The organism is Neobacillus endophyticus (assembly GCF_013248975.1).
GTDB lineage: Bacteria > Bacillota > Bacilli > Bacillales > Cytobacillaceae > Neobacillus > Neobacillus endophyticus.
In genome coordinates this window covers 2611037-2629189 of sequence record NZ_JABRWH010000001.1, presented here as the reverse complement: position 1 = coordinate 2629189, position 18153 = coordinate 2611037, and the positions used below count along the sequence as shown (strand labels likewise).

Sequence of the window (18153 nt, the reverse complement as noted above, 5' to 3'; positions counted from 1 at the left end):
TTATTTCATCCTGGTGATCAATCGCTTGATCCTCGCCTGCAGTTCTTTTATGCCAAACGGTTTTGTGACATAATCATCTGCACCAAGTTTTAATGCTCTTTCAATATCAGCCTCGCTCTTTCTGCCCGATAACATAAAGACAGTAGCATTACTCTCTTGTTTTACTTTCTGCAAAATTTCAATTCCGTCCATAATTGGCATAACGCCATCTAGAATTAAGAAGTGCTTGCCTTCTCTATTCAAACGTTGTGATTCAAAAAACTGAAGGCCATCAGCAAATGCCTCCATATCCAATTGAAACTCCTCAAAATCCATTGTTTTTAAAATTTGCAGCAGCATGGAACGGATGATCCGATCATCATCAATAATGGAAACATATATTATTTTCTTTCCCATCCCATTTAGTGACTGAAGATCAAATTCATCCAACCTATGTTCATGATCCATTGTCAGATGAATGAATCCATCAAGAAAACTTCTTAAAACGTCAGTATTAAACAGCTTCTGGTCCATTTTGTTCAGTTGCTCTAACAAGCTTCCCGAAAGCTTGTGCAAATCTTCAAGCTCCAATATTCCTGAGTTTCCATGGATTAATTCAAGAAAACAAAAGACATCAATTTTGGTAATAACATCTTGATCCTTTAAATCAAACCAAATCTCCAGTTGATTTCTAATAATTTGAATTACCAGGTTTTTATATTTCTTTACTTCCAATAATGACACCCCGATTAGGAACGGTTCATTACACTCCTGTTTAACCTATTATTCCTCTTTTTGCGGCAATCTTGTATTGGTCTAATAAAAAAAGCTTTTCGCTACGCGAAAAGCTTTTTGTTTATTGATGAATGAATTTCATGATCCAATCCAGGACCACTCCGCCAAAGTATACTCCGAACACGCCAACAACTGCTGAGAAAACTGGCGGTGCGGGTAATGGAAGTTTTAAAAATTTAAATAGCATCCCGACAATTAAACCGGCAATTAATGCCATAAAGACTTCTTTCATCTGATCTCCCTCACATTTGGGTTTAATAATTGCTGGTGCCTATTTCTCCCTTTACAATTGAAATTCCTGAGCTGGCGCCAATTCTTGTTGCTCCTGCTTCGATCATGGCTAATGCATCTTCACGGCTGCGAACTCCGCCTGATGCTTTTACCCCAAGCTCAGGACCGACAGTTTTTCGCATTAATCGGATATCCTCGACTGTTGCTCCACCAGTTGAAAATCCTGTAGAAGTTTTAACAAAATCTGCCCCGGCTTTTACGGATAATTCACATACTCTTACCTTTTCTTCATCCGATAATAAGCACGTTTCAATAATCACTTTTACCAGTGCTTTTCCTTTTGCCGCATCTACGACTGCACGGATGTCTCTTTCAACTAACTCATCATTTTGGTCCTTTAAGGCGCCAATATTAATGACCATATCAATTTCAGTTGCACCGTTTTCAATTGCATTTTTCGTTTCAAATGCTTTTGTTTCCGGTGTGGAAGCTCCAAGAGGGAATCCGATTACTGTACACACCTTAACATTTGGAGTATCAGCCAGTAATTCAGCAGCCCTACTAACCCATGTTGGATTCACACATACGGAGGCAAACGAGTATTCCTTTGCTTCTTCCGCCAATTTTTCAATTTCAGCTTTTGTTGCATTCGCTTTTAATAATGTATGATCAATCATTCCGGCAATTTGTTGCGTCATTTCTAAACCCTCCAATTTGGTTTTAAAAATAATTAAAGTTAATGTTTCCTTAACACATAGTAACTATAACAAAAATATTGAACAAATGTAAATGTTATTTTGAACATATGTAAAATTTCATATTTTGTCCAATAAAAATTGAGCCGTAAATTGGTCGGTAACTAACACATTGGCGTAGCCGCCCTTAATAGCACCATATATTCCCTCAATTTTATTCGGCCCTCCTGCAACGAGAATAGAGGTTTCCTTATTTCTAAGATCGTTCAAATTAATGCCAAGCGTCCTCTCATTTAAACTCTCATTACAAATCTCCCCGTCTTTATCAAAAAATCTTGAACAAATGTCCCCAACAGCATTGCCTTTAAGGGATTTCATGTCACTTTCCGTAAAATAGCCCATCTGGAATAAGAGAGATTCTGTTTTTACCGTTCCAACAGTAAACATGGCAATATTCGCTTCTTTACCGAGTTCTAAAATTTTGCGTATATGCCGGTCAGCCTCCATCGCCTGCTTCACCACGACATGGTCCACAATGGCAGGGAGCGGTAAATGATGTGGAGTTGTGTTGTAAGCTTTACCGAACAGATACAAAATTTCGGATGCATATGTATTTGTTTCTGCATGGCTAACCCCTCCTTTTAATTGCACCACCTTAGCGTTCTTTACAAATTTCTGTTTCAGCTCGACAGCAACATGATAAAGGGTCGTTCCCCACGTCACCCCTATAATGTCATCATCCTTTACAATCTCATCAAGATAAATGGCAGCTTTTTCACCAAGATAATTTTTAATAATATGATTTTCATATTGAGGAATTGAGGCAACAACCGCCTTTTTCAAATTGAACTTTTGTTCCAGCTGTTTTGCCAGGTTTTCAACATTTTCTGTCGGATCTTTAATGGTAATCTGTACAATGCCATCACTTTTTGCCTGCTGCAGCAAACGTGAAACAGTAGGCCTGGATACTCCTAATAGCTTGGCAATCTCATGCTGGTTATAATCCAGCAAATAATAAAGTTTTGCTGCTTCAATCACTTTACCTAATTTTTCCTGATCCACTATTATCACCTAATTATTTATTCTTACTTAATATTTTAACATTTGTAAAATTAATATTGAACGTTTTTTCCTTACTTATACATAAAAAAAGCCAGCCTGAAATGGGGCTGTTGACAAATAGCTGGCCAAAGCAAAAAGAAGACGTATCACTACAGTATATTAGTGGTTCGTCTTCTTTTTTATAGCTATATTTTGCATGACTAGGGACGAAAAATTAGTTTGTCAACATCCCCGAAATGGGCGGCTATTTATATGTTAACTATTTTTCGTATTTGTTTCATTTGATATTTTGCTAAGCACAACATAAAGGCTTACAGGCTCACCTCCGGAGTTTTTAAAGGACATTTCTTCTTCACTGCTGACATGGATAAGATCTGATTCTGCTACTGCTGTCTCCGCTCCATCAGTGATAATCGTCCCGCTTCCGGTCAGTACATATAAATACACTTCTGAGTTCGGATGCCTATGAGCAGGAAGTGTTTGACCCGGAAGAAAATTTAATACAAATGCCGTTGTATCACCTTTTTTATAAATGATTCGTTTCGTGAACTTTTCCTCATTATATTCCAAATAATCTTTAACTGAAGTTTTCTCCATTACAGATCTCTCCTATCATATGAATAATGAAAAGCTATATGTACATCAAAAGTTAGTATTTCTCTCCAATCTATTCTCATTAAAAAAGAAGCTCCGAAGAACTTCTTTTTTAATGAGAATAGATGAAACACAGTCAAAAAACTGGTTATGCCATAAATGACAGAATGACTTTTTGCGGAATGTCTTCCTGATTCTCTGATTTCTTTAAACGTTCGCAAGATGGCATCTCATATGAAAAATCTTCAACAGTGTACGGTATAACTCCCTGCTCCTTCAATTGCTTAAATACTCTGTCCATCGCTTCTTCTGTTGAAATGGTTTCATCGGAATCTTCCATTAGAAAACAATCTACACATGTTTCAACAATATTTTCTTCAATTTGTTCCTGGACAAATACTAACTTAGCACCGGCAATCGCTTCTACTTCTTTATTCTCAAATTCAATGATCGTGGTAATATTCATTTCAAATGACCTCCATGCCTTAATTACCCACATTATAATTAAATTTCCCCTATATTTGTGATGAAAAAGAAACATTTCAAATATTATTCAAATGTTTTTGACAAATTTCTGTCAAAACCTATATCGCTCTTTAAAAACGCATCAATCAGCAAATATGTACCATAATAACCTTATGAAATAAGGAACGGGTGGTTTTCCGAGATGAATAAGGTTCTTCAAATCTATCGCGACGATTTTTTAAGCATTGTAAAAAATTGGGCAGCTGCAGCCATTATCCTTGCCTTGATGATTCTCCCGTCATTATATGCCTGGTTTAATATTGAAGCCTCATGGGACCCGTACGGCAATACGGGAGGAATTCCCATTGCTGTAGTTAATAATGATGCCGGCGCTGTTCTGAAAGGAAGGAAAATCAATATTGGCCTTGAAGTAGTGAAAGCACTCAAAACCAATCATTCGCTGGGGTGGAGATTTGTTAGTTCCGCCAAGGCCAATACAGGGGTGAAACAAGGCAGCTATTTTGCCAGCATCACCATTCCAAAGGATTTCTCGGCAAAAATTGCTACCATCCTTCAGGATGATCCCGAAAAACCAGAGCTGATTTATACGGTAAATGAAAAAACAAATGCCATTACTCCCAAAATAACAGCAAAAGGGGCTACAAGCCTTCAGGACGAGATTAGTAAAAACTTCGTAAAAACGGCAACCGGAGTGATCTTTTCTATTTTCAACCAGCTCGGAATTGAACTGCAGAAAAATTTACCTAATATCGAAAAATTAAAAACAATGATTTTTTGGCTAAATGATCATTTGGCAGAAGCTGAAACCATTATAAATACCGCAGACTATGATGCGGCACAAGCGCAAAAAATTGTAGAAAACCTGCAAATGTATGTAACAGAAGTTCAAGGCATTATAAACCAGGTCCGCGGCTTAGCTGGACAAATAAACCAATTTTTTGAACAAAACCAACAGACATTTGCAAACCTTGTTCCTGCTATTAAACAAAACTTACTTTATATGCAGCAAAATGCCGCCTCAATTGAACAATTAACAAGCCTTTTACCTAATCTGGAAGCGAAAAAAAATACCATTGATGATAGCATAAACAGATTAGAAACATTAATTAAGATTGAAAATCTATTAATCAGCCTATTTGAAAACTTAAATGGTCTTGGCAACAATGCTTTCTTCCATTCGCAACTGACAGCATTAATTAGCCAAAAGCAATCAGCAGAGAGCTTGTTAAAGCTTTTAACATTGATTCAATCTCAAACCGCACCTTCACAGGCATTACTTGATCAGGCAAATCAAACTGCCAAAAATGTTTCAACCGGCATCACTCAAATGTTAGACGATTATGACGGAGCGATCGCTTCAAAAATTAAACAGTTGAGCAACACGGCCAAAAATATCCCAACAAAAGCCACCGAGTTTTTTTTAAAAGCAGACCAGACACTGCCACAAGTTAAAAAAATCCTTCTGGACGCCTCAAACGGCATTGCAATTGGAAGAAGAGACATTGCCCTGATCAAGCAAGATTTCCCGGGTGTTAAACAAAAGATCAGCTATCTAGCCAATCAAATCCGGCAATTTGAAAAAACAGCCAATATTAATGAAATTATTGATTTATTGCGCAATGATGTAGAAAAGGAAAGTGATTATTTTGCTGAGCCAGTTCTGCTTAAGGAAAAACGTCTTTACCCCATTCCTAATTATGGCTCTGCGATGTCTCCATTTTTTACAACCCTATCCCTTTGGGTCGGGGCCATGCTGTTAATATCGCTAATTCCTGCTGAAATGAATGGTATGCCAGAAATATTTCGTCCCCATCACCTATACTTGGGCCGATTTTTAACGTTTTTATCAGTCGCTTTATGCCAATCCATTATCGTCACGTTAGGGGATATTTATCTCTTGAAAGCTTATGTGGCAGCAAAACTCTGGTTTGTTCTGTTCGGGCTACTGATCAGCACCTTGTTTATGCTCATTACCTATACATTGGTTTCTATTTTCGGAAATGTCGGTAAAGGCTTGGCCATCGTTATTCTTGTTTTACAAATTTCTGGTGCGGGAGGAACATTTCCGATCCAGGTAATGCCCGCTTTCTTTCAAAGGCTCAACCCGCTCCTGCCGTTTACCTATGGAATCAGTCTCATGCGCGAAGCTGTCGGAGGAATTCAGTGGGATGTCGCAATAAGAGATCTTTTTGTCTTTTTGTTTATCTCAATCATTACGCTGCTATTTGGATTGCTCTTACAAGAACCAATTGACAAATGGGGAGGAAAGCTGAAAAGAAAAGCAAGAGAAAGCAGGCTTATTCATTAATTTATTTCAATAAATTTTCTTGATTTTTCATAAATTTTTCATTGTTTTTTTACCAAAAAACCCTAAAACTAAAGTGTTGTCCGGCTTTTAAAACTCTGGCTTTGTATTTCTTCAACTGGAATGCTCAGCTATGATCAAGTCCGGACAACGAAATTTAACAAAATTTTCATACTTTATACACGTACATCAGGATTATTCTTTGTAGAATAATATTGGTGTTTATTTTTTTTAAAAGGATGTGGCATATGCATTTTAAACCGCTCACAAAACCAGCTGAATTAGTGCTTTTCGAAATCTTAAATCCACGCATGTCCTTATCCAAAGATGTGTTGCAAAGTTACCTTAGTTTAAAGAAAGGCTATGAAGGAGAGTTTATGTTTGCTTCCATGGCTGAAAAACTTCAATGTGAATGTTTGATTCTTAATGGTCTGCTGCTCGAAGTGAATGGAACCAAATTTCAAATTGATTCAACAATGATCACACAAAAAATAATTTACATGAGCGAAGTAAAAAATTTCAAAAGTGACTTTTATTTCGAAAATGAAAGATTCTATTTATTAGATGGCACCGAACAAAAAAATCCGTTACTTCAACTGGAACGAAGCACCTCCCTGCTCCGACAGTTCTTCCAAAACCTCAACGTAACCATCCCTCTCGAGTCATGGATCATTTTCATCAATCCCTTGTTTACCTTATACCAAGCCCCCAGAAATAAGCCGATTATTCTTCCAAATCAGGTGGACCGCTATTTACATAAGATAGATTTATTTCCTTCAAGGTTGAATGAAAAACACGTAAAACTTGCGGAAACACTGGTTTCACTCCATATTGAAGAACCGCCATATTCCCGCCCTGCCTCCCTATAATTACGATATTCTCCGTAAAGGAATGACTTGCCCTAATTGCATGTCCTTTGCAATTTCGCTTCAAGGGAAAAAGTGTTGTTTGCGGAAAATGCGGGGATTTAGAGGATTTAGAGGCAGCTGTCCTGCGCAGCGTAAGGGAGATTCAACTGTTATTTCCTGAAAAGAAAATTACTACAAATGGAGTTTATGAATGGTGCGGAATGTTGGTGTCGCGAAAGAGGATTAATCGAATTTTAAGAAGAAATTTAAATATTGTTGGCGTTCATCAATGGGCTTTTTACGAATAATATAGGTGGCCTTTTAGGGAATCTTATTTAATTGGTTGGATTAAGGAGGACATTTTTTTATTCTCTGCTTTATGGTTTGGCCTTCATCGACTGGATGAAGGACATTTTTATTCGCAAATACTAACTTTGGGCCTTCATCACTTGAAATGAAAGACATTTTTTAAAATCGCAGCTTCTTGGTTTTTTCCTCATCGACTGGATGAAAGACTTTTTTTTATCACAGCTCCTATTTTTGGACTTCACCGCGTGGATGAAAACATTCGTTCATCCCCTGTCTACCCATCATACTGTCTTTTACCTTTACAATCCCCGTATATTTTAATAAAATAAACTAAAAATAATATGTATGAAATTTGGTGGAGTCTGTCATTTCAGGCTCCCTTTTTGTGTTTTGAGACAGAATATTTTCCAGGAAGTGGGTTATTAAATGCCAAGTCAAGCTTTCATTGCAATAATCGTATTTCTTATAACATATTCCTTTATTATTACTGAAAAACTCCATCGCACTGTCATCGCCATGATTGGCGGGATTCTGATGATCCTGCTGGGCATTCTCGATCAAGTCAAGGCCCTGCACTATATTGATTTTAATACACTAGGGCTGTTAGCTGGGATGATGATGATTGTCGGGATTACTGCGGAGACAGGCCTGTTTAACTTTATTGCGATTTGGGCTGCTAAAAAAGTTAAGGGAGATCCATTAAGAATTCTGCTCGCCTTAGGTACCATTACGGCAATTGGCTCTGCATTTTTAGATAACGTAACAACTGTCTTGTTAATGGTGCCAGTTACCTTCAATATTACAAAGCATTTAAAGGTAAATCCGATTCCCTATTTAATTTCTGAAATTATTGCCTCAAATGTTGGTGGAACCTCAACCTTAATTGGAGACCCGCCAAATATAATGCTTGGCAGTGCGGTGAAAGAACTAACATTTATGACGTTTATTCAAAATCTCACAGCGATTTCCTTTTTTATATTATTTGTGAATATCGGGATTTTAGCATTTGTATATCGAAAACAGCTTCAAGCCCCAGCACAATTGAGAGCAAGTTTAATGAAACTTAACGAAAAAGAAGTATTAACAGACAAGAAACTACTAACAAAATCCTTATTGGCACTTGGGCTTACCATACTTGGCTTCTTCCTGCATCAGGTGCTCCATTTGGAGTCCGCCACCATTGCTTTATCTGGCGCCTTTTTATTACTGCTATTGACTGGTGAGACACATTTGGAAAAAGCTTTTGAAAAAGTAGAATGGACCACGTTATTCTTTTTTATCGGGCTGTTCGTCCTTGTTTCAGGATTGGTTGAAACGGGCGTTATTTCGTTATTGGCAAATTACTCCATTCATCTTACGAAAGGTGACACGACTTCAACGGCTATTTTGATCTTATGGGTCAGTGCATTGGCATCTGCCTTTATTGACAATATTCCTTTTGTGGCAACCATGATTCCGATGATTAAGGATATGGGTGAGCTGGGTGTACAGCATTTGGAGCCGATATGGTGGAGCCTCTCACTTGGAGCATGTCTTGGCGGAAATGGAACCCTGATTGGTGCAAGTGCCAATGTCATTGTTGCCGATCTGGCTGCAGAACAGGGTTATAAGATTTCTTTTGGCAAATTCTTAATCATATCTTTTCCTTTGATGATTCTTTCCATTATTATCTGTACAGTTTACATTTATTTAAGATATTTAATGTAGCCTTTAAAGTTTCCTTCCCCTTAACGTATGAAATGACCTTAGAAGATAAAGGCTAAGAAAAAAGGGGGATGACGATGAAGCAGCAAAATTCCAAGAAGAACACATTAAGCTTTGAATCAGATGGAAAAATGGGTAAACGCTCTACAAATTCTAATAAAAAACAACAATCAGAGTTTTTCAACACCACTCAAAATAGTGAATAATAACCTAAATAAGAAAAACCGGGAAACCCCGGTTTTTCTTATTTGGCCAATTCAAATTTTCCAGGGAGCTTTACATTTGTAAGTATTTCTAATTCCTTTAGTCTTGCCAAATTATAGGATGAATGATCCAAAAGATATTGGTCAACATATCCTGGATGGCACATGACCTCGACCGTTTGGCCATTTTCCACTTTTGCTGCAATACGATCAAAATAATCATCGGATAGTGTTTCCCCATAAAAATCGACAAAGAGTAAATCAGTAAATGAAGTTAGATCCCCCATCTGGAGATTTGTTCTGCGGACTGGGAGATGATATCGCTCAGAAAGCGTTTTGACAACGGGATAAAATTCTTCTATCCCGTGCATATGGTGATGGCTATCTAAATGTGTGGGAATCAGTCCAGCCGCCAAAAACTTTTCAATTTGTGCAGTCCACTCCCGCTCCAAATCTTCTAAATGAATATCATTGTTTGTTCGAATTTGTGACTGTTTTTTAAAATTCCCCTGTCGGTCTACAAGGCTCGAAACATCTTTAAGCAGCGGTCTCCCTGCTGTAAGAACCAAATGAACACCCAATAGCAAGGTAGATGTCTCTTTTGCTAGCTGGATGGCATGGTCTGTACCTGGCATGTTCATCATCATGGTTGTGGAATTTACAATGCCTAATTTGTGAGCATCCACGATACCCAGGTTAACACCCCGAGTTAAACCAAAGTCATCTGCGTTGACAAATAATTTATTCATCCTATCTCCTCCTGAACCTATTAGTGAACATTACTGTCTCTACTTCTGAAATAGACCTCTTCAACATTATTTTACTTGGTAATCGTTTTCATTTTCACATAAAAAATTTCCGCTTGTCTACGGAAACAGTTGTTATAACAAATTTTAAGATCAAAAATCGACTTTTTTCAACTTTTTCACAACAGTTTTTGTCGAAAAGACCTAATATATAGTATAATTGGTAATATGTTTTAAATCTTGATGATATCTACATGTATTTTAGCGCTTAAAGTTTCATTCTAAGAATCTATCTATTAGCTTCAAGCTGGATTAAACAAAATAAAAGTAATGACCGATTCTGCCTGTTGCCGATTTTACAGTGATATGATTATGAAACATATTTAAATGGAATGGAATAATATCCCTCAAACCATTGCAGTTTCACTTGTAATATTTCACCATAAGGGCGCTAATATTACAATAACTCGTAAAAAAAGTAACCCTTTTGTTATATTTCACGCAAATTTTGTTGTGCTTTGTTGAATTACCTTGTAAACTTTTTCTAAAAGCCTTTACTGGATGGTGAAGTGTATGGAAATTACGAAACACCTATTCCTTAATCTTTCCTTTTTATTAATCTTAATTTTTTTTGGCTTTATTATATATGAAAAATATAAAAAGCTTGCACTTTCAAAACCTATGATTATTTTATTTTTTGCAATCATGTTATGGTCTTGCCTTCAATTTTCCTATCATCCAGTTCCTTATGCCCGTTTTGATTTAAGGCTGCTTCCACTTGTTATTGGCGGAGCCTATCTGGGAATTGGGCCAATTCTTGTTGTGGTTACCATTCTTCTAAGGGCGGTCTACGGCCTGGATTTAGGCTTTTATCTAAACATCTTGTTGTATGTACCATATGCCATTGTGACTTGGAAGCTGTATCCATGGTTTTGGCAGCAGCCTCCGCACAGACGGGTTTACGTTTCCGTCTTCCTTGGCCTATGCCTAAGCATTCTAACCATATTTGGTTTAGGATTTTCCCATTTTCATGTCAATGTGCTTGATATGTGGTTTGCCTATATGGTGATCCCTTCACTCGGGATTGGAATGATTTCCTACTGTGTAGAATTTTTTCTGCGAAATTCTGAAATGCGCCAGCAGCTTATTAAAGCAGAAAAATTAAAAGCGGTAGAGCAAATGGGGGCGGCCATTTCACATGAAATCCGCAATCCTTTAACTGCGGCGAGCGGTTTTGTCCAGCTCCTCGAAGATGATTATCTTCCTAGACATAAAAGAAAAGAATACTTGTCAATTGTGAAGGAAGAGCTTGATTCGGCAGAAAGGGTCATTCGAGATTATTTAACTTTCGCTAAACCTTCTATTGATAAATTCGAGGAGTTAAATGTAAAAAGTGAACTCAAGCAAATTATTAACATTGTACAGCCGCTTGCAAATAAAAATTCAGTGGAGATTATAACCAATTATTCAGTGATTGGTTTTATTAAAGGTGAACGGCAGAAATTTCGACAATGTTTTGTGAATGTCATGAAAAATGCGATTGAATCCATGCCAAATGGTGGATCTTTAACGATCACAACCGAATATAATCAAAACTTCGTTGCCATTGAAATAAAGGACACTGGAATTGGCATGACACAAGAGCAACTTGAGCGGCTTGGTGAGCCATTTTATTCAACCAAAGGAAAAAATGGCACAGGTTTAGGAATGATGGTAGTCCAGGCTATTGTACGTGCCATGAATGGCACTATACGGGTAGAAAGTGAATTGGGGGCGGGTACTCTCTTTCACTTTGAATTCCCTGTATTTAAAACCATTCTGGAACCGAGACGCTAAAAAACCGGCTGAAAAAATAATTCGCCGGTTTTTTGCTTTTTAATCATTTTGCATGTCGTTTTTGAGCAGTGGCTCATTTATTGATCAGACCAACCTGCTTAATTGTGGAAACCATTCCGCACAACACGTGCTAATGCTCTTCTTCCTAAAATAAATTGAAGGAAGTCTGAGATTAACCTCCGCACAAACACCATGGTTGACGGAATGAAAAGTCCCCAGAATTCGCTGACTATCTAAGATATCAATTCCCCATTTATCGATTTGTCCTAGAACAAGAAAAACTTTATCCGGCAAATGCTGTGCATTGCCAAATAAAGTTCTTCTCGTTCATTATTTTCCGATAAACATTTGTGACCAATGTTTACCAGTTGCTTCAAATCCGACTCCAATATTCGTATAATTTCGGTTAAGAATATTGGCGCGATGTCCAGGACTGTTCATCCAGGCTGTAACCACTTCCTGTGGAGTCCGTTGTCCTTGAGCAATGTTTTCACCTGCTGAGCGATAGGTCACTCCAAAGTCTCTCATCATGTCAAACGGAGAACCATAAGTAGGGCTCGTATGTGAAAAGTAGTGATTTTGCTGCATATCAATTGCTTTTCTTTGAGCCACACTGCTCAATTGTGAATCTGCTTTTAAGGCTGGAAGACCATTTTGACTGCGCTGGGCATTGGTAAGGTTAATAACCTGCTGCACAAATTGACTGACTGTACCAGTAACAGAAGTATTGTTTGCTGTTTGTCCTGGCTGAGTTGACGGCTGAATTTGATTTGGCGCCGTTTGCTGCGGAGCAGTTTGTGTCCGCCCTGGAACTGTCTGTAATTGCTGTGAAGGTGTTTGGGCTTGTCCTGAGAAAGACTGGCCTTGCTGTGGCGTCCAGTACTGCCCAGTTGTACCGCCATTTAAACCTTGCTGACCAAACAATTGGTTAAATGACTGGAACATTCCGCTCTGATTCCAGTTGCCGCCGCTGGATCCTATCGGCACATACTGATATTTTGCATCTTGAATTAAAACTGCACTTGTATGCGGATATTGGTTACTATTCAAGGTTGTTTGCGCAGCTGAAAGCATGTCTGCTTGTCTCCTTGAACGATTCTTTCCTGTAAACAAATTATCGTCAACGTTACGGCCCCGGTTTGTATAATTTTCAGTCAATGGACCATTATGGTCAATTCTTGTATTGCGATCTAAACGATTATTTAAGGGGAGACCGTCTCTATCCGTAACGACCCTATCGTTAGTTCTGTTGGCGATATCTTGTTTATTAGGATTTGCACAAGCAGCAAGTCCTACTGTTAAGGCAGCTGTTAAAATAATGCTTACAGGTTTTTTTATCATCAGCAATACCTCCTTTTGAAACAATTGTCTTGCCTTTATATTTTTTATTGTCTCAAAAGAAAGTATGAATGGTAATAATCGACTTCTGCTAACGTTTCATTTGAATCATAAATTTATATCTGTCTGCCCGGTATATGGATTTCACTAGCTCTACAGGGGTTCCATCATTCATAAAGCTATTTCGCTGAATATGCATTACTGGCGCACCTTTGCTGACTTTTAGCAGCTTGGCCTCAGCTTGTCCGGCAATTGATGATTCAATAATCTGAGAGGCATGATCAATTTGCAATTTTAATGTATTCTCAATATAGGCATATATCGATTGATTGACGATTTCTTCTGTGAGCCCGCTAATGAGATTTGCTGAAAGATAAGTTGTTTCCAATGCCATTGGAACACCGTCAGCCAAACGTATTCTCTCTATTTCATAAACGGGATCAGATTGGGATATTGCCAGCTGTTCGGCCATTTGGGCTGAGGCTGGATGAATCTCAAACCGAATCAGCTGGCTTCCTGGTTCTAATCCTCTTGCTTTCATATCTTCGGTAAAGCTTGTTAATCCTTGAAGAAGCTGCTCTATTTTCCGTTCCGCAACATAAGTGCCTTTACCCTGCAAACGATATAGGTACCCTTCGGTGACCAAATGTGTAAATGCCTGTCTGACAGTCATTCGGCTGATTTGATACTTTTCAGCATACTCTCTCTCCGGCGGCAGTGCATCTCCAGGCTTTAATTCGCCTTTTTCAATCAGCATTTTTATATGTTCTTCCAGCTGATAATAAATAGGTATGGGGGAATTTTTGTTAATCATTCTCCACTTTACACCTTTCTGATTATTCTTTGCCTCAGATCACAGGTGTTATTGTTTTGCTTTCTCCAAAGATGAAGCAGACCTTAACATTGAATCTTTAAACCTGCCACTGCGGCTCTATCAGCAATAATTGTAACACATGGATGTTTTTTCAACACAGATGCAGGAAAACTTTCTGTAATTTCTCCGTTTAAAAGCTGAACCATAGCATTATTTTTGCTTTCACCTGATGCTAAAAGCAGAATTTCTTTACTTTTCATTATAGTGGATATTCCCATCGTCACTGCTTGAACTGGTACCTCTTCAATCTGGTTGAAAAATCTTGCATTTGCATTAATCGTCGAAGTCGCCAAATTCACCACATGTGTTTGAGATTGAAAAGAAGTTCCAGGCTCATTAAAACCTATATGACCATTTCCTCCGATTCCAAGAACCTGCAAATCAATTCCACCATATTCCTCCAATAAGTTTTCGTAACGCTCACATTCAGCCTGAATATCTTCAGCAACGCCTTGGGGAACAAAAGTATTTTTCTTATTAATGTCGATATGATTAAACAGCTGTTCATCCATGAAATAGCGGTAACTGTTTTTATTTTCACCTGAAAGGCCAATATACTCATCCAAATTAAAAGTCATAACATTTGCATAGGAAGTGCCATTTTGCTTGTGATCAGCAATTAAATTTTGATAGGTGCCTATCGGTGTGCCCCCAGTTGCCAGACCGAGTTTTATTTTGGGGTTATGACATACCTTTTCAATAATATATTCAGCAGCTTTTTGACTCATTTCTTTGTAATCTTTTACTTCAATGATTTTCATCCTGAAACCTCCTCCTTTGAAAAAGCAATTTCCCCGCGGCAAACGGTTAAAAAGACTTCCAATTTGTCATCCAGAATGACAATATCAGCATCCTTGCCAATAGCAATACTTCCTTTTCTGTCGTATACGTTCAGCTGTTTGGCAGGATTTACTGCTGCCATTTCGATTGCCTCTGCAAGAGAACATTCAGTAAAGACCACCATATTCTTAACTCCGTCACTCAGTCTCAAAATACTGCCAGCTAAAGTACCGTCTCCCAGAACAGCTTTTCCATCCCTTACTGTGACGTCTTGACCGCCTAAATCGTATTGGCCATTTTTCAAGCATTTAGCCCTCATCGCATCGGTAATTAATATTAATCCATTACTATGCTTTTGTTTGTAAGCGAGCTTTACCATTTCAGGATGTACATGAACTCCATCAACAATGATTTCTGCTTTTAATTCGTCTCGTAAAAATGCAGCGCCGACAACTCCTGGTTCACGGTGATGCAGGCCTCTCATTTGATTAAATAAATGAGTGACATGGCTCGCGCCAGCGTCAATAGCCTCATGAACCTGCTGAAAAGTTGCGTCTGTGTGGCCAAGGGAAGCAATTACACCATTTTCCTTTAAATAGCGAATCAGCTCTAGGCCGCCTGGCTGCTCCGGTGCAAGTGTAACTAGTTTAATTGTTCCCTTTGCAATCTGCTGCCACTCCTTAAATTGGGAGAGATTTGGATCAACAATATGCTGCAGCGGCTGCGCTCCGGCTTTATTTCCATTGATAAATGGGCCTTCAAGATGGATGCCAAGTACTTCCGCCCTGCCCTGTGCTTCCTGTATATTGATATACTCCCCAGCGTTCTCAATTGCTTTTTCAATAAGTTTAGCTTCCTGTGTGATGGTGGTGGCTAAAAAGCTGGTAGTACCTTCCTTCGGCAATGCTTGGGAAATCGTGTTCAGTGCCTCTTTCGTTGCATCCATTGTATCTGCTCCTGCAGCTCCATGAATGTGGACATCTATAAAACCGGGGACTGCCTGAAAATTTTTAGGAATCTCCATAACTTTACATTCTTCATCCGTTTTTTGATCAGTTAATGACCCGAACTCCACAATTTTTTGATTTTTAATTTTTATATATCCATTTTCAATGATGTGATCTTCTGAATAAATTTTCATGCCTTTAAGTAAAATAGGACTATCTGTCAGCAACATGCTTCATTACTTCCTTTCCCTAGCTACTTTTATCTTATCATTCCTATCATCTAGTTGTCTATACCAATTTAACTGACAAATTGGAGGCACTTTTTTTTGTCGGCCTCCAATTATTTTTACTTTTTTAATTAAATTTTGGAAGGTATTCCTTATGGGCTTCTAGCATCCCGCCAAGAATTTGTTTGGCTATTTTATCAGAGCCTACAAGCGGATTGATGGTCATCGCTAATCATGCTGTTTTATAATCGCCTGTTACTGCTGCATCAATGGTGACTATTTCAAAGGATTTATCAATCGGGAAGACTGTCAGAAATCATTATACAACTTAATAGAAAAGCAATTTCATTTAAAAATAAAAAAACAGTGGAATACCTGGAAATCGTAACTGCAGATAAAGAAGTGGCTGATTCATTAAAAATTGCGGCTGGGTCACCTTGCTTTTCTCTGGAAACATATGCCCATACAGCGGATGAAAAGATTATTGAATATTCTAAAACCATTTTCCGCGGCGACATGGCTCATTTTGTCATTGAAAGGAATTACTAAAGAAAAACTCGCCGATTGGCGAGCCTGTTAAGGCGATGACAGAGACGCAGTTCGCCGAAAAGCACAGCCTTTCGACTGCGAGTCTAATGCTCACGGAGCATTCCTCGTGCACTTATGCCTGATAGGAAAGTTATGCTTTCCTATCGGCTAAAAAAAGCTCGACTGGTGACTGACACCGTCGAGCTTTCTTTTACGCATACATTTTTGATTCTTCTTTTTGGAAAAATGTTTTCATTGCATGAAAGACATCAGCTTTTTGTTTGAGGATATAATAGCGGAAGCGCTCATCCTTGATGTTTTTATAGGCTGACATGAGGGTTGAATGGCGATTGTATTGGTTGACTTCGCCATAGCCAAACATGTTTGAAACCTTCATTAATTCCTCCACCAGCTTAACGCAGCGAGCATTATCGGAAGTCAGATTATCACCATCTGAAAAGTGGAATGGGTAAATATTATATTTTCTTGGGTTATATTTTTCCTCGATAATCTCAAGAGCTTTCCGGTATGCCGATGAGCAGATTGTTCCGCCGCTTTCCCCTTTAGAGAAGAAGTCTTCCTCTGAAACTACTTTTGCTTCAGTATGATGGGCAATAAATTCAATTTCCACTGTTTCATATTTGGTTCGTAAAAACCGAGTCATCCAGAAGAAAAAGCTGCGTGCCATATATTTTTCCCAAATTCCCATACTACCGCTTGTATCCATCATGGCCAGCACCACGGCTTTGGAGTCGGGCTTTACTACTTCATTCCAGGTTTTAAACTTTAAATCGTCCTTGTAAATTGGGTGAAATGCCGGATTACCAGCCATGGCATTTCGTTTAAAAGCAGCCATCATCGTCCGCTTTTTATCGATATTGCCCATTAAGCCGGTTTTACGGATATCGTTAAACTCAATGTTCTCAACTAAGTGTTCTTCATGTTCTTTTTTCTTTAAATTTGGCAGCTCCAATTGCTTAAATAGTTCTTCTTCAAGCTCCATTAATGATACTTCTGCCTCAAAATAGTCTTCTCCAGCCTGATCTCCGGCTCCCTGCCCTTTGCCGGGACCCTTTTGCCCGCTTGAACCATCACGTGCCACAACGTCTCCTACCTGACTGTCCCCGTCACCTTGGCCCACGTGTTTGTTTTTGTCGTAATTATAGCGAATTTTATATTCGTCCAACGAACGAATTGGAATTTTTACCACATCTCGACCATTAGACATGATTATACTTTCTTCTGTTATTAGATCTGGTAAATTGTTGCGAATTGCCTCCTGGACTTTCTCTTGATGGCGCTGCTGGTCATCGTGGCCTTTGCGGTGGAGGGACCAATCTTCTTTTGAAATCACAAATTGATGGTTTGGTTCAGTCATTAAAACCCCTCCTTATAAAATTTTTTGCTCCATATGCACACATTTCTAGAAATTTCATAAAATAACCCGAGTGAAAAAATGAAGAATAAAATATGGATTACTCTATCCTATGCAGAATTAGAGAATAATTTACAAATTATTTTGACAATTGGTTATTCGCCTATTAAAATGGACGAGCTGTTGATAATTGAACTTCACAAAGTGATTTTCACTCCAATCAACTAAATTTTAAATGGCCATTGGTGAATGTATTCCTTTTGCTTCCTATTGGCTGAAAAAAACAGACTG

The 18153-nt window shown here is 38.3% G+C and carries 20 protein-coding genes and 1 pseudogene; 8 read left to right on the top strand and 13 right to left on the bottom strand.

Annotated elements, in window-relative coordinates; genetic code table 11:
* The 6 genes from HPT25_RS12860 to HPT25_RS12835 all read right to left on the bottom strand — a co-directional run bounded on the left by HPT25_RS12860 (position 1) and on the right by HPT25_RS12835 (position 3855).
* Positions 1-714: a response regulator transcription factor gene (locus HPT25_RS12860; protein ID WP_246277183.1), complete on the bottom strand. Its 714-nt coding sequence runs from the start codon at positions 712-714 to the stop codon at positions 1-3.
* Between the two features lie 121 nt (positions 715-835).
* Positions 836-1006 carry a XapX domain-containing protein gene (locus HPT25_RS12855; protein ID WP_173064619.1) on the bottom strand — a complete coding sequence of 57 codons (171 nt, stop codon included), beginning with the start codon at positions 1004-1006 and terminating at the stop codon, positions 836-838.
* A gap of 22 nt (positions 1007-1028) precedes the next feature.
* Positions 1029-1703: a deoxyribose-phosphate aldolase gene (gene deoC / locus HPT25_RS12850; protein ID WP_173064616.1), complete on the bottom strand. Its 675-nt coding sequence runs from the start codon at positions 1701-1703 to the stop codon at positions 1029-1031.
* 117 nt (positions 1704-1820) lie between these two features.
* Positions 1821-2762, bottom strand: coding sequence for a DNA-binding transcriptional repressor DeoR (gene deoR / locus HPT25_RS12845; protein ID WP_173064613.1), 942 nt, complete (start codon positions 2760-2762; stop codon positions 1821-1823).
* A gap of 255 nt (positions 2763-3017) precedes the next feature.
* A complete protein-coding gene (locus HPT25_RS12840; protein ID WP_173064610.1) occupies positions 3018-3359 on the bottom strand; it encodes a cupin domain-containing protein in 342 nt (113 codons plus the stop codon).
* A 145-nt stretch (positions 3360-3504) separates the two neighbouring features.
* The gene (locus tag HPT25_RS12835; protein WP_217269701.1) at positions 3505-3855 is read right to left on the bottom strand and encodes a polysaccharide deacetylase family protein; all 351 of its coding nucleotides are present in this window, start codon (positions 3853-3855) and stop codon (positions 3505-3507) included.
* Positions 3856-4023: 168 nt separating this feature from the next.
* Here HPT25_RS12835 and HPT25_RS12830 point away from each other — a divergent pair, with 168 nt between their 5' ends.
* The 5 genes from HPT25_RS12830 (at position 4024) to HPT25_RS29045 (ending at position 9214) form a co-directional block, all read left to right on the top strand.
* Positions 4024-6150, top strand: a complete 2127-nt coding sequence (locus HPT25_RS12830; RefSeq protein WP_173064604.1) for a YhgE/Pip domain-containing protein — start codon at positions 4024-4026, stop codon at positions 6148-6150.
* 245 nt (positions 6151-6395) lie between these two features.
* Positions 6396-7016 (top strand): nuclease-related domain-containing protein, encoded by a 621-nt coding sequence (locus tag HPT25_RS12825; RefSeq protein WP_246277182.1) that lies wholly within the window; start codon positions 6396-6398, stop codon positions 7014-7016.
* Between the two features lie 47 nt (positions 7017-7063).
* Complete coding sequence (locus tag HPT25_RS28700; RefSeq protein ID WP_246277181.1) at positions 7064-7303, top strand: hypothetical protein; 240 nt, start codon at positions 7064-7066, stop codon at positions 7301-7303.
* A 427-nt stretch (positions 7304-7730) separates the two neighbouring features.
* The gene (locus HPT25_RS12820; RefSeq protein ID WP_173064601.1) at positions 7731-9011 is read left to right on the top strand and encodes an ArsB/NhaD family transporter; all 1281 of its coding nucleotides are present in this window, start codon (positions 7731-7733) and stop codon (positions 9009-9011) included.
* A 74-nt stretch (positions 9012-9085) separates the two neighbouring features.
* On the top strand, positions 9086-9214 hold the full coding sequence (locus tag HPT25_RS29045; protein ID WP_281368189.1) for a hypothetical protein: 129 nt from the start codon (positions 9086-9088) through the stop codon (positions 9212-9214).
* A 38-nt stretch (positions 9215-9252) separates the two neighbouring features.
* Here the strand turns inward: HPT25_RS29045 and chbG are convergent, their stop codons facing one another.
* Complete coding sequence (gene chbG / locus HPT25_RS12815) at positions 9253-9960, bottom strand: chitin disaccharide deacetylase (RefSeq protein ID WP_173064598.1); 708 nt, start codon at positions 9958-9960, stop codon at positions 9253-9255.
* 570 nt (positions 9961-10530) lie between these two features.
* Here chbG and HPT25_RS12810 point away from each other — a divergent pair.
* On the top strand, positions 10531-11793 hold the full coding sequence (locus HPT25_RS12810; protein ID WP_173064595.1) for an ATP-binding protein: 1263 nt from the start codon (positions 10531-10533) through the stop codon (positions 11791-11793).
* Positions 11794-12123: 330 nt separating this feature from the next.
* On the opposite strand, the gene HPT25_RS12805 is transcribed toward HPT25_RS12810, so the two are convergent.
* The 5 genes and pseudogenes from HPT25_RS12805 to HPT25_RS12785 all read right to left on the bottom strand — a co-directional run.
* A complete protein-coding gene (locus tag HPT25_RS12805; protein WP_246277180.1) occupies positions 12124-13134 on the bottom strand; it encodes a CAP domain-containing protein in 1011 nt (336 codons plus the stop codon).
* Between the two features lie 88 nt (positions 13135-13222).
* Positions 13223-13945, bottom strand: coding sequence for a GntR family transcriptional regulator (locus HPT25_RS12800; RefSeq protein ID WP_173064592.1), 723 nt, complete (start codon positions 13943-13945; stop codon positions 13223-13225).
* Between the two features lie 83 nt (positions 13946-14028).
* A complete protein-coding gene (gene nagB / locus HPT25_RS12795) occupies positions 14029-14766 on the bottom strand; it encodes a glucosamine-6-phosphate deaminase (RefSeq protein WP_173064589.1) in 738 nt (245 codons plus the stop codon).
* A complete protein-coding gene (gene nagA, locus HPT25_RS12790; protein WP_173064586.1) occupies positions 14763-15962 on the bottom strand; it encodes an N-acetylglucosamine-6-phosphate deacetylase in 1200 nt (399 codons plus the stop codon). The genes nagB and nagA overlap by 4 nt, the downstream gene beginning before the upstream one ends.
* A gap of 124 nt (positions 15963-16086) precedes the next feature.
* Positions 16087-16251 (bottom strand): annotated as a pseudogene (locus HPT25_RS12785) (6-phospho-beta-glucosidase); the annotation flags it as partial.
* Between the two features lie 74 nt (positions 16252-16325).
* On the opposite strand from HPT25_RS12785, the gene HPT25_RS28335 reads away from it, so the two are divergent.
* Positions 16326-16508: a UTRA domain-containing protein gene (locus tag HPT25_RS28335; protein ID WP_312857288.1), complete on the top strand. Its 183-nt coding sequence runs from the start codon at positions 16326-16328 to the stop codon at positions 16506-16508.
* A 190-nt stretch (positions 16509-16698) separates the two neighbouring features.
* On the opposite strand, the gene yhbH is transcribed toward HPT25_RS28335, so the two are convergent.
* Entirely contained in the window at positions 16699-17865 is a 1167-nt protein-coding gene (gene yhbH / locus HPT25_RS12775; protein WP_173064583.1) for a sporulation protein YhbH, read from the bottom strand.
* A gap of 78 nt (positions 17866-17943) precedes the next feature.
* Between yhbH and HPT25_RS12770 the strand changes: the two genes are divergently transcribed.
* Positions 17944-18090 (top strand): hypothetical protein, encoded by a 147-nt coding sequence (locus tag HPT25_RS12770; RefSeq protein WP_173064580.1) that lies wholly within the window; start codon positions 17944-17946, stop codon positions 18088-18090.
* Positions 18091-18153: the final 63 nt, after the last annotated feature.